Origin of the sequence: Actinopolyspora biskrensis (assembly GCF_013408175.1) — a bacterium.
GTDB lineage: Bacteria > Actinomycetota > Actinomycetes > Mycobacteriales > Pseudonocardiaceae > Actinopolyspora > Actinopolyspora biskrensis.
Genome location: NZ_JACBYW010000002.1, coordinates 609005 through 620731 on the forward strand (window position 1 = coordinate 609005; position 11727 = coordinate 620731).

At 68.2% G+C, this 11727-nt stretch carries 12 protein-coding genes; 11 read left to right on the forward strand and 1 reads right to left on the reverse strand.

The features are described from left to right. Nucleotides 1-211: 211 nt before the first annotated feature. From argC to tyrS, 11 genes are all read left to right on the forward strand, one after another. On the forward strand, nucleotides 212-1237 hold the full coding sequence (gene argC, locus FHR84_RS08315) for an N-acetyl-gamma-glutamyl-phosphate reductase (protein WP_179534856.1): 1026 nt from the start codon (nucleotides 212-214) through the stop codon (nucleotides 1235-1237). Then, nucleotides 1234-1641 carry an ACT domain-containing protein gene (locus FHR84_RS08320; RefSeq protein WP_218862370.1) on the forward strand — a complete coding sequence of 136 codons (408 nt, stop codon included), beginning with the start codon at nucleotides 1234-1236 and terminating at the stop codon, nucleotides 1639-1641. Before argC ends, FHR84_RS08320 begins: the two co-directional genes overlap by 4 nt. A 14-nt stretch (nucleotides 1642-1655) precedes the next feature. After that, nucleotides 1656-2858, forward strand: coding sequence for a bifunctional glutamate N-acetyltransferase/amino-acid acetyltransferase ArgJ (gene argJ, locus FHR84_RS08325; protein ID WP_425489877.1), 1203 nt, complete (start codon nucleotides 1656-1658; stop codon nucleotides 2856-2858). Further along, nucleotides 2855-3778, forward strand: a complete 924-nt coding sequence (gene argB / locus FHR84_RS08330; RefSeq protein ID WP_179534857.1) for an acetylglutamate kinase — start codon at nucleotides 2855-2857, stop codon at nucleotides 3776-3778. Before argJ ends, argB begins: the two co-directional genes overlap by 4 nt. Next, entirely contained in the window at nucleotides 3778-5004 is a 1227-nt protein-coding gene (locus FHR84_RS08335) for an acetylornithine transaminase (RefSeq protein WP_179534858.1), read from the forward strand. Before argB ends, FHR84_RS08335 begins: the two co-directional genes overlap by 1 nt. Beyond that, entirely contained in the window at nucleotides 5001-5930 is a 930-nt protein-coding gene (gene argF / locus FHR84_RS08340; RefSeq protein ID WP_179534859.1) for an ornithine carbamoyltransferase, read from the forward strand. Before FHR84_RS08335 ends, argF begins: the two co-directional genes overlap by 4 nt. Further along, nucleotides 5927-6496 (forward strand): arginine repressor, encoded by a 570-nt coding sequence (locus tag FHR84_RS08345; protein ID WP_179534860.1) that lies wholly within the window; start codon nucleotides 5927-5929, stop codon nucleotides 6494-6496. The genes argF and FHR84_RS08345 overlap by 4 nt, the downstream gene beginning before the upstream one ends. Further along, nucleotides 6489-7685, forward strand: a complete 1197-nt coding sequence (locus FHR84_RS08350) for an argininosuccinate synthase (protein WP_179534861.1) — start codon at nucleotides 6489-6491, stop codon at nucleotides 7683-7685. Before FHR84_RS08345 ends, FHR84_RS08350 begins: the two co-directional genes overlap by 8 nt. A 133-nt stretch (nucleotides 7686-7818) precedes the next feature. Continuing rightward, nucleotides 7819-9213, forward strand: a complete 1395-nt coding sequence (gene argH / locus FHR84_RS08355) for an argininosuccinate lyase (RefSeq protein WP_218862580.1) — start codon at nucleotides 7819-7821, stop codon at nucleotides 9211-9213. A 102-nt stretch (nucleotides 9214-9315) separates the two neighbouring features. Next, a complete protein-coding gene (locus FHR84_RS08360; protein WP_218862582.1) occupies nucleotides 9316-9930 on the forward strand; it encodes a DNA-3-methyladenine glycosylase in 615 nt (204 codons plus the stop codon). 104 nt (nucleotides 9931-10034) lie between these two features. Then, nucleotides 10035-11306 (forward strand): tyrosine--tRNA ligase, encoded by a 1272-nt coding sequence (tyrS, locus tag FHR84_RS08365; protein ID WP_179534864.1) that lies wholly within the window; start codon nucleotides 10035-10037, stop codon nucleotides 11304-11306. 190 nt (nucleotides 11307-11496) lie between these two features. Here the strand turns inward: tyrS and FHR84_RS21975 are convergent. Further along, nucleotides 11497-11727 (reverse strand): hypothetical protein (locus tag FHR84_RS21975; RefSeq protein WP_218862372.1); only part of this gene is annotated, 231 nt, incomplete at its 5' end.

Sequence of the window (11727 nt, forward strand, 5' to 3'; positions counted from 1 at the left end):
CCGGAAGGCCCAGGAAGGTGGATCGGCGAACCGCCGGGAGGTTCGCGCCCCGGTGTGCGGTGCCTCCGACTCACGCACTCCGAACCACTCGGGCCGCGTGGGCTGAGTACCGGAGCCGGGCGAGGCCTTCTGCTGGAAGTTCTTACGGAGTAACGCGAGTAACTGTCGAAAACGCTTGATTGATATTGCATGGTTGTGCATAATCATTCGTATGGCTATACGGGTGGCTGTGGGCGGTGCGAGCGGTTACGCGGGCGGTGAGCTTCTCCGGCTGCTTCTCGCGCATCCGCAGGTGGAGATCGGTGCGCTCACGGCGGGAGGCAGTGCCGGGAGTTCGTTGGGTGAGCACCACCCGAACCTGGTCGCGCTCTCCGACCGGAAGCTGGAGGAGACCAGCACGGAAGTGCTCGCCGGGCACGACGTGGTGTTTCTCGCGCTGCCGCACGGGCATTCCACCGAACTCGCCGCCGAACTCGGCGACACCGTGGTGATCGACTGCGGAGCCGATCACCGGCTCGAGGACCCCGACGACTGGCAGCGGTGGTACGGCGGGCGCCATCCGGGGAGCTGGCCGTACGGCGTACCGGAACTGCCCGGAGCGAGGACGAAACTGCGCGGGGCCGCCCGCATCGCTGTCCCCGGGTGCTTCCCCACGGTGGTCTCGCTGGCCTTGGCGCCCGCTTTCGCCGCTCACGCGGTGGGCCCCGAGGCCGTGGTCGTGGCCGCGACCGGCAGCTCCGGGGCGGGACGTGCGCTGAAGTCCCACCTGCTCTCCGCGGAAGTGATGGGCTCGGCCAGTGCTTACGGCGTGGGAGGAGCGCATCGGCACACCCCGGAGATGGTGCAGAACCTCAGTGCGGTCGCCGGTGAGCGGGTGAAGGTCTCGTTCACTCCGGTGCTGGCTCCCATGCCCAGGGGAATCCTGGCCACCTGCAGCGCTCCGCTGCGGGACGACGTCGACGCGCACCGGGTCAGGGAGAGCTACCTGGCGGCCTACGCGGACGAGCCGTTCGTCCACGTGCTCGACGAAGGGCAGTGGCCACAGACCTCGGCCACGATCGGGGCCAACACGGTACAGCTGCAGGTGACCGTCGACGTCGACGCGGGCAGAGTGGTCGCGGTCGGCGCCGAGGACAACCTCACCAAGGGAACGGCGGGTGGGGCTGTGCAGTGCATGAATCTCGCGCTGGACCTGCCGGAGGAAACCGGTCTGCCGCTGTCGGGGGTGGCCCCGTGAAGAACCTGACCCTGCGGGTCCACGGGCAACGACTCGCGGTGACCGCCCCGAAGGCCGGCGCGGAACCGAAACCAGGGCTTTCCGCTCCGCTGACGGCCGAGCTGAACACTGCCGGGAGCAGGACGCTGGTGCTCGACTACGAGCAGGCCGCCGGCGACTCCGGGAACTCGAACTGCCAGGGGCCCTTTCGGGTCCTGGAGGTGGTCGGTCCGCTGGATTTCGAGCTGACGGGCGTCCTCGCGAGCGTTCTGAACCCTCTCGCCGAGGCGGGGATCAGCGTGTTCACGCTCGCCACCTTCGAAACGGACTGGATTCTCGTCCCCGCGGGGTCGCTGGCGGCAGCGGTCCACGCCCTGCGAGCGGCGGAGCACACCGTGGTCGACCACGCCGAAGGAGAACATTGAGCACCCACGACGAGATCGACGGCACGTCTCCCGGGGCGGGGGAGCACGCGGTGCGGGGCGGGGTGACCGGCCCCGGCGGATTCCGGGCCTCCGGTGTGGCCGCGGGAATAAAGCAGGGCTCCTCGGCGGACCTCGCCCTGGTCGTCAACGACGGCCCCCGCAGGGAGGCCGCCGGACTGTTCACCACGAACAAGGTGAAAGCGGCTCCGGTCCTCTGGTCCGAACAGGTGCTGCGCGAGCGGCGGCTCCACGCGGTGGTGCTCAACTCCGGGGGCGCGAACGCGTGCACGGGACCGGAAGGATTCCAGGACACCCATGCCACGGCGGAGAAGGTCGCCGAGGAGCTCGGCATCGGGGCCATCGACGTGGCCGTCTGCTCCACCGGTCTCATCGGACAGCGGTTACCCATGGACGCCGTACGAAGCGGTGTGCCGGTCGCCGTTGCCGGGCTCGCCGATTCCGAGCGTGCGGCCACCGACGCGGCCACCGCCGTGCTGACCACCGACACGGGACCCAAGCAGGCTTTCCGTGAACACGGCGCGGGCTTCTCCGTCGGGGGGATGGTCAAGGGAGCGGGGATGATCGCCCCGAACCTGGCGACGATGCTGGCCGTGGTGACGACCGACGCCGTCGTCGACGGTGACACGCTGAACGCGGCGTTGCGGCAGGCCGCCGGTACGACTTTCGAACGGTTGGACGTCGACGGGGGGACCTCCACCAACGACACGGTGTTGCTGCTCTCCTCCGGGGCCTCAGGAGTCGCCCCCGAAGCCGGGGAACTCACCGAACTGCTCACCGAGACGTGCAACGACCTGGTCCGCCAGCTGCAGTACGACGCCGAGGGAGCCACGAAGGCGGTCGACATCACGGTGCGCGGGACCCTGCGGGAGTCCGACGCAGTTCACCTCGCGCGGCTGGTCGCCGAGGACAACCTGGTCTGCACCGCGTTGTTCGGATCGGATCCGAACTGGGGACGCATCGCCATGGCGGTGGGGCGTTCCGACGTCGAGATGGACGCGCACCGCATGGAGATCGCCGCGAACGGGGTGACGCTGTACTCGGAGGGCACCCCGGTGGTCGACCGGAGCGAGGTCGACCTGTCCGGCCGCGAGATCGAGATCGTGATCGACCTCGGGCTCGGTGAGCACGAAACGACCGTGCTCACCACCGATCTGTCCCACGGATACGTCGAAGAGAACAGCGCCTACTCCTCATGACCGAGACACGAGCCGATGAACGGTTGGCCCACGCGGCCGGGAAAGCCGGTGTGCTCACCGAGGCGCTGCCGTGGCTGGAGCGTTTCCGCGGCGCGACGGTGGTGGTCAAGTACGGCGGCAACGCGATGACCGACGAAACGCTCAAGCGGGCTTTCGCCGAGGACATGGTCTTTCTGCGGCTGGCGGGGCTGCGGCCGGTCGTCGTGCACGGCGGCGGTCCGCAGATCACGAGCATGCTGGACAGGCTCGGTGTGCAGGGGGAGTTCCGCGGCGGACTCCGCGTGACCTCTCCCGAGGTGATGGAAGTCGTCCGGATGGTGCTGGTCGGACAGGTCGGTCGCGAACTCGTCGGCCTGATCAACCAGCACGGTCCGCACGCGGTGGGAATGTCCGGAGAGGACGCCCAGCTGTTCACCGCGCGCAGGCGCAACGCTGTGGTGGACGGTGAGCCGGTGGACATCGGTTTGGTCGGTGACGTCGACAGCGTCGACCCCGCGGCCGTGCTCGACCTCATCGCGGCGGGACGGATCCCCGTGATCTCCACCGTGGCCCCGGACGCCGACGGGGTGGTGCACAACGTGAACGCCGACACGGCCGCGGGAGCACTGGCTGAGGCGCTCGGTGCGGAGAAACTGGTGGTCCTCACCGACGTGGAAGGGCTCTACACCGACTGGCCGGACCGGAACTCGCTGGTTTCCAGCCTGGACACCCGACGGCTGCGTTCCCTGCTGCCGACGTTGGCATCCGGGATGATCCCCAAGATGGAGGCCTGCCTCCAGGCCGTTTCCGGGGGAGTGCCGAGGGCGCACGTGATCGACGGCAGGTTGGCTCACTCGGTGCTGCTCGAGGTGTTCACGAGTGAGGGCATCGGAACCATGGTCGTTCCGCCAGAACCAGAACCAGGAAAGGACGAGAACTGATGTCCTCCGGAGGCAACGACAACGCCGGCGCGGCACGGCGTTGGCGGGAATCGATCATGCAGACCTACGGCACACCGCCGCTGGAACTGGTCAGCGGTTCCGGTTGCGAGGTCACCGACGTCGAGGGGCACACCTACCTCGATCTCCTCGGCGGCATCGCCGTCAACGTGCTCGGTCACGCCCATCCGGCCGTGACGCGGGCGGTGAGCGAGCAGATCGCGACACTCGGCCACGTCTCGAACTTCTACAGCCACGAGCCGGAGCTGCGGCTGGCCGAGCGACTGCTCACGCTGATCGGAGTCCCCGAGAGCGGGCGTGTGTTCTTCTGCAACTCGGGGTCGGAGGCGAACGAGGCCGCGTTCAAGATCGCCCGGCGTACCGGGCGTCCCGGAGTGGTGGCGGCCTCCGAAGGGTTCCACGGGCGGACGATGGGCGCGCTGGCGTTGACGGGACAGCCCGCCAAACGGGAGCCCTTCGAACCACTGCCCACCGGCGTCGAGCACGTCCCCTTCGGGGACACCGCCGCGCTCGAGGCGGCGGTGAACGAGGACACCGCGGCGATAGTGCTCGAACCCGTCCAGGGGGAAGCCGGGATCGTCATTCCCCCCGAGGGGTATCTGCGGGCGGCACGGGAGATCGCGGACCGCGCGGGTGCCCTGCTGGTCCTCGACGAGGTGCAGACGGGGATCGGTCGCACCGGACACTGGTTCGCCTTCCAGCGGGAAGGCGTGCTGCCCGATGTGCTCACCCTGGCCAAGGGGCTCGGGGGCGGACTGCCCCTGGGGGCGTGCATCGGGATCGGTGAGGCGGCCGCCATGTTGAACCCGGGCCAGCACGCCACCACGTTCGGCGGCAACCCGGTCTGCTGCGCGGCGGCGCTCGCCGTGTTGGACACGATCGAGTCCGAACAGCTGCTCCGCCACGGAACCGGGCTGGGCGAGGAGCTGGTCACCATGATCGAGCGACTCGGCCACCCGCTGGTCGGGGAAGTACGCGGGGCGGGGATGCTCATCGCCGTCGAGCTCAACGAAAAGCTCGCTTCCGTGGTGGTGGAGACGGCACGACAGCGTGGCTACCTGCTCAACCCCGTCCGTCCGGACGCGGTACGACTGGCGCCGCCGCTGGTCCTCGAACGGCAGCAGGCACAGCGGTTCGTCCGTGACCTGGGCGAGGTGTTGTCCGAGGCGCTTTCGATGTCCACAGGCGGAGAAGAGGGAACCCGATGACACTGCGGCACTTTCTGCGGGACGACGACCTGAGTCCCGCCGAACAGCTCGAGATTCTCGAGCTGGCGGACGACTTCAAGAACGGACGGGGGAGCTCAACACCCCTGGCCGGGCCGAAATCGGTCGCCGTCATCTTCGAGAAGACGTCCACCAGGACACGGCTCTCCTTCGAGACGGGGATAGCGCAGCTCGGAGGACACCCCGTGGTGGTCGACGCCCGAACGATGCAGCTCGGGCGGGAGGAGACGATCGAGGACACCGCTCGCGTGCTCGCCCGCTACGTCGACGCGGTGGTCTGGCGAACCTTCGCCCAGGCGCGGATCGACGCGATGAGCTCGGCTTCGGACGTCCCCGTCGTCAACGCGTTGACCAACGAGTTCCACCCCTGCCAGGTCCTCGCCGACCTGCAGACCGTCCGGGAGCGCCACGGCCCGTTGCCCGGGCTGACGCTCACTTATCTGGGTGACGGTGCCAACAACATGGCGCATTCCCTGCTCGTGGGCGGGGCGACCGCGGGCATGAACGTTCGCGCGGCGGCCCCGCACGGCTTCGCGCCGGAGCAGTGGGTGCTAGACGCGGCGCGGAAGCGCGCGGCCGAGACCGGCGGTTCCGTGGAGGTCTTCGACTCCCCGACCGGGGCCGTGTCCGGAGCGGACGTCGTGGCGACCGATTCGTGGACCTCGATGGGGCAGGAGAACGACGGGAAGGACAGGGTGGGACCTTTCCGGCCCTTCCAGCTCAACGCCGAGCTGCTCGCGGCCACGGGCAAGGAGGAGACCAGCGTGCTGCACTGTCTGCCCGCCCACCGCGGGTGGGAGATCACCGACGAGGTGCTGGACGGGCCGTCCAGCGCGGTGTTCGACGAGGCCGAGAACAGGATGCACGCCCAGAAGGCGCTGTTGACTTGGTTGGTGCAGCGACGATGACCACGAGGGTGGCGCGTCAGGCGCGCATAGTCGAACTGGTCACCGGCAAGGAGATCCGCAGCCAGACCGAACTGGCTGGACTGCTGGCCGAGGACGGCATAGACGTCACCCAGGCCACGCTCTCCAGGGACCTCGACGAGCTCGGTGCGGTCAAGCTCAGGGGACCGGACGGCGGTCAGCCGGTTTACGTCATCCCGGAGGACGGTAGTCCGGTCCAGGGGGTTCAGGGCGGTACCGCTCGGTTGAGCCGATTACTCGGGGACCTGCTGGTCAGCGCGGAGGGATCCGGCAACCTCACCGTGTTGCGGACCCCGCCGGGAGCCGCGCAGTTCCTCGCCAGCGCCATCGACCGATCGGCCATGGAGGAGGTCGCGGGCACCATCGCCGGTGACGACACGCTGATGGTGGTGGCGCGCGAACCCCTCACCGGCGGCGAGCTCGCGGAACGACTGCGCGAACTCGCCGCGCAACAATCGAATTCAACCCAGGATGCCGAGGACTCCGCCCGTGGGCGGGCGGTGCGGCACGACAGGACCACACCGTACGAGGAGCAGAATCATGAGTGACAGGGTCGTACTCGCGTACTCCGGAGGACTGGACACCTCCGTGGCCATCGGTTGGATCGCCGAGGAGACGAACGCCGAGGTCGTCGCCGTCGCGGTCGACGTGGGGCAGGGCGGCGAGGACCTGGAGACGATCCGCAAGCGCGCACTGGCCTGCGGCGCCGCCGAGGCCGTGGTCGCGGACGCACGCGCCGAGTTCGCGGAAGAGTACTGCCTGCCCGCGCTGCAGGCCAACGCCATGTACATGGACCAGTACCCGCTGGTCTCGGCCCTGTCCAGGCCGTTGATCGCCAAGTACCTCACCGACGCTGCGAGGGAGCACGGTGCGGACACCGTGGCGCACGGCTGCACCGGCAAGGGCAACGACCAGGTCCGTTTCGAGGTGGGCATCGGCGCGCTCGCCCCGGAGATGAAGGTGCTCGCACCGGTGCGCGACTTCGCCTGGACGAGGGAGAAGGCGATCTCCTGGGCCGAACGGAACGGGTTGCCGATCGACGTCAGCAACAAGTCGCCCTACTCGGTCGACCAGAACGTCTGGGGCCGCGCGGTGGAAACGGGCTTCCTCGAGGACATCTGGAACGCCCCGATCGAGGACGTCTACTCCTACACCGCGGATCCCACGCAGCAGCGGGAGCCGGACGAGGTCGTGATCGGCTTCGACCGCGGGGTGCCGGTGACGATCGACGGAGCCGCCGTCACACCACTGCAGGCGGTCACCGAGCTGAACCGGAGGGCGGGCGCCCAGGGCGTGGGCAGGCTCGACATGGTCGAGGATCGGCTCGTCGGCATCAAGAGCAGGGAGATCTACGAGGCTCCCGGAGCGTTGGCGCTGATCACGGCGCACCGTGAGCTCGAAGCGGTGACTCTGGAGCGGGACCAGGCCCGGTTCAAGCGGACCGTGCAGCAGCGCTGGGGCGAACTCGTCTACGACGGCCTGTGGTTCTCCCCGCTGAAGAGCTCGCTGGACTCCTTCATCGCCGACACGCAACGTCACGTCTCCGGTCAGATCAGGATGACGCTGCACAACGGCAACGCCGTGGTGACCGGCCGCAGCAGCGACCAGTCGTTGTACGACTTCAACCTCGCCACCTACGACGAGGGCGACAGCTTCGATCAGGAACTGGCCAAGGGCTTCGTTCAGCTGTGGGGCCTTCCCAGCAAGATCGCCTCCAAGCGCGAGCAGTACAGCTGAGCACCGGGCGGGGGCGTTTCCGGTACGTCCCGCGGCCCCCGCTCACCGCCGTCGACCGTGCCCGTACTTCACTCTCGAGGAACTTCGCGTGTCCGAACAGGAGAACTCCGTGGACGACCAGTCGCGACCTACGATGCTCTGGGGAGGACGATTCGCGTCCGGTCCCTCGGAAACCATGGCCGCGCTCAGTCTGTCCACCCATTTCGACTGGTGCCTGGCCCCGTACGACATCGCGGGCTCGGCCGCGCACGCCCGGGTGCTCCACAGCGCCGGCCTGCTGACGGCCGAGGAGCTCGACCGGATGCTGGCGGGCCTCGACGAGCTGTCGGAGGACGTGCGGGCCGGCCGTTTCCGGCCCGCACCGGAGGACGAGGACGTGCACACCGCGCTGGAACGCGGTCTGCTCGAACGCGTCGGCGCGGAACTGGGCGGCAAACTGCGTGCGGGGCGCTCGCGCAACGATCAAGTGGCCACCCAGTTCAGGATGTGGCTGCGGGATGCCGTGCGCAGAGTGGTCGCGGCGACCCTCGACGTCGTCGACGCGCTGCGGGAGCAGGCGGCGAGTCACCCCGACGCCGTGCTGGCTGGGCGGACCCACCTGCAGCACGCGCAACCCGTGCTGCTGGCGCACCACCTGCTCGCGCACTCCCAGGCGCTGCTGCGTGACGTCGAGAGGTTGCGGGACTGGGACGCGCGGACCGCGGTGTCCCCGTACGGATCCGGTGCGCTGGCCGGGTCCTCGCTCGGCCTGGATCCCGATGCCATAGCCACCGAGCTGGGATTCGAGCACGGGGTGGACAACTCCATGGACGGGACTTCGGCCCGGGACTTCGCGGCGGAGGCCGCTTTCGGCCTCGGGATGCTCGGGGTGAACCTCTCCCGGATCGCCGAGGAAGTGGTGCTGTGGAACACGGCAGAGTTCGGCTACATAACGCTGCACGACTCCTGGGCCACGGGCAGCTCGATCATGCCCCAGAAGAAGAATCCGGACGTGGCCGAGCTCGCCCGGGCGAAGTCCGGGAGGCTGCTCGGAAATCTCACCGGCTTGTTGACCAGCCTCAAGGCACAGCCACTCGCCTACAACCGGGATCTGCAGGAGGACAAGGAGCCACTGTTCGACTCGGTGCATCAGCTCGAGATGGTGTTGCCCGCGATGGCGGGAATGCTGGGGAGCCTGACTTTCCACACCGAGCGCATGGCCGAGATGGCTCCCTCCGGGTTCACGCTGGCGACCGACCTGGCCGAGTGGTTGGTGAGGCGCGGGGTGCCGTTCCGTGTCGCTCACGAGGCCTCCGGGGAGTGCGTGCGTGTGGCCGAGGAACGCGGTGTCGGACTCGGCGAGCTCACCGACGCGGAGCTGGCGGACGCGCATCCCGAACTCACGAGCGAGGTGCGCGAGGTGCTGACCGTGGAGGGGTCCGTGAGGGCCCGGAACTCGCGCGGTGGTACCGCGCCTGCCAGGGTCGCCGAGCAGGCGGCTCGCGTGGCGGAGCGGGTGGCCGAGCACCGTGCCTGGCTGCCGGGTTGATCACCGTTTCGCCCACCGCGCGGTTCCAGGGCCGTGAGCGGGGTGGGCGCGGTCTCCGCCGGAAGCGTTCGATTTCCCGGTAGTGTCACCACCGTGACTGATTTGACACGTTCCGAACTCGCCCGGGATCCCCTCCGCGTGGCGCGTTGCCTGCTCGGCAGCGAGTTGTGGTCGACCTCTCCCGAGGGAGAGGTCGGTGTGCGATTGGTGGAGGTGGAGGCGTATCGCGGAGGGGACGACCCCGCGTCGCACTGCTACCGGGGACGTACCGCGCGCAATTCGGTCATGTTCGGCCCGGCCGGACACCTGTACGTCTACTTCGTCTACGGGATGCACTTCTGCATCAACGTGGTCTGCTCGCAGGACGGTGTTCCGGGAGCCGTGCTCCTGCGTGCGGGGGAGGTCCTGAGCGGTGCCGCGCTTGCCCGCAATCGGCGTCCCGCCGTTCGCAAGGACACGGCACTGGCCAGCGGTCCGGCTCGGCTGGCCGGGGTGCTGGGGATCACCCGTGAGCACAACGGCACGGACCTCGTAGCCGGAGACTCGTCGCTGCGTTTGTTCCGCGGAGCAGAGGTCGGTGACGAGGAGGTCCGCAGCGGCCCCAGGGTGGGTGTCTCCACCGCCACCGAGCTTCCCTGGCGTTCCTGGGTGCACGGTTCACCCGCCGTCAGCTCGTACCGGCGAGGCGGGCGACGTCGGGTGCGGGACGGCGTCTGACTGATGTCTTCCGTCCGGGGCGCCGTGGGGGCGCCGAAGCGGAACCTCCGCGTCGTCCGGGCCCCGGCTGGGAGCGCGCTTCGGAGGTGAGCGAGACTGGAACCGTGAGTGAGCACATCCTTGACGAGCTTTCCTGGCGCGGGTTGGTCGCACAGACCACCGATCTCGAATCGTTGCGGCGTGATCTCGACTCATCGCCACTCACGTTGTACGCGGGCTTCGACCCGACCGGACCGAGCCTGCATGCCGGTCACTTGATTCCGTTGCTGACGCTGCGTCGTTTCCAGCGCGCCGGGCATCGTCCGCTGGTTCTCGCCGGCGGCGCCACCGGTCTGATCGGCGACCCGCGCGACGTGGGGGAGCGCAGTCTGCACGACGAGAGCGTGATCTCCGAGTGGACCGAGGGGATCCGTCGGCAGCTCGGGCTCTTCGTCGATTTCGACGACTCGGCCACCGGTGCGGTCATGGAGAACAACGTCCACTGGACAGCCGAGTTGTCGGTGACCGCCTTCTTGCGCGACGTGGGCAAGCACTTCCCGCTCAACGCGATGTTGTCCAGGGACACCGTCAAGAGGCGGTTGGAGACGGACGGCATGTCCTACACCGAGTTCAGCTACATGCTGCTGCAGGCCAACGACTACGTGCAGCTCTACCGGCGGTACGGCACGCGTCTTCAGCTCGGTGGCTCCGACCAGTGGGGCAACATCGTCGCAGGGGTGGACCTGCTGCGCAGGCAGGAAGGCATCACCGCGCACGCGCTCACCATGCCGTTGGTCACGGACTCGGAGGGGCGCAAGTTCGGCAAGTCCACCGGGGGAGGCAACCTCTGGTTGGACCCGGGGATGACCTCGCCCTACGCCTGGTACCAGTACTTCTTCAACGCCGCCGACGCGGACGTGGGCAAGTACCTGCGATTGTTCACCTTCCTGGAGCGCGCGGAGATCGAGGAGCTGGAGCAGGCGACGCTCGAGCGTCCGAGTGAGCGGCTGGCGCAGCGCAAGCTCGCGGAAGAGCTCACCACGCTGGTTCACGGGACGGCCGCCACCGAGCAGGTGATCGCAGCGAGTCGGGCGCTGTTCGGACGGGGAGACCTCGGGGAGCTGGACGCGGGGACGCTCGACGCGGCGCTGGCGGAAGTGCCGAACGTACGACTGCGGCTCTCCGACCAGCCGAGCATCGTGGACCTGCTCGTGGAGAGCGGTCTGGTCACCGGACGCAAGGCCGCGCGTCGCACGATCGACGAGGGCGGCGCCTACGTGAACAACGTGAAGGTGCGGGACGACACCTGGTGTCCGGCCAAGGAGGACCTGCTGCACGGGACCTGGTTGGTACTGCGTCGTGGTAAGCGTCACACGGCCGGTGTGCGGTTGGTCTAGTACGGTCGCAGGTGCAACGGCGGAGCGTTGGACCTGCTCCTTCGCTTCGACCGGCGGCACTTTGGGCCCGCTTGACACCGGGAGGGGTGCCGTGTAAATTAGTTCTTGTCGACGCGAGGTCGGTCTCTGGAGGTCGTGTTCGACGGACTCCGGAGCGGTGAGTACAGTCGACTGCGAAGTTGGCTGGGTTTCATCGTTGAAGCTTGAACAAAATTGGTGCGATCCTGTCGGCATCGATGGGCACCCCCCTTCGGGGAGGCGTGATCCCGGGTGTTAGATTGGAAAGTGCCTCAATCGCAGGGTCTTTGGGTGTGTTTCCGAGGGTCTGTGGTTGGTGTGCCTGCCGGTTGGTGGGTGTGTTCTTTGAGAATTCAACAGTGCCTTGACGCGTGTGTGGCTCTTGTTTTTTGTTTTTTTGTGT

Bases quoted from the DNA above. Each gene is read 5' to 3' on its own strand.
- argC (WP_179534856.1), top strand. From the start codon at position 212: ATGGCTATACGGGTGGCTGTGGGCGGTGCGAGCGGTTACGCGGGCGGT.
- argB (WP_179534857.1), top strand. From the start codon at position 2,855: ATGACCGAGACACGAGCCGATGAACGGTTGGCCCACGCGGCCGGGAAA.
- FHR84_RS08335 (WP_179534858.1), top strand. From the start codon at position 3,778: ATGTCCTCCGGAGGCAACGACAACGCCGGCGCGGCACGGCGTTGGCGG.
- argF (WP_179534859.1), top strand. From the start codon at position 5,001: ATGACACTGCGGCACTTTCTGCGGGACGACGACCTGAGTCCCGCCGAA.
- FHR84_RS08345 (WP_179534860.1), top strand. From the start codon at position 5,927: ATGACCACGAGGGTGGCGCGTCAGGCGCGCATAGTCGAACTGGTCACC.
- FHR84_RS08350 (WP_179534861.1), top strand. From the start codon at position 6,489: ATGAGTGACAGGGTCGTACTCGCGTACTCCGGAGGACTGGACACCTCC.
- argH (WP_218862580.1), top strand. From the start codon at position 7,819: ATGCTCTGGGGAGGACGATTCGCGTCCGGTCCCTCGGAAACCATGGCC.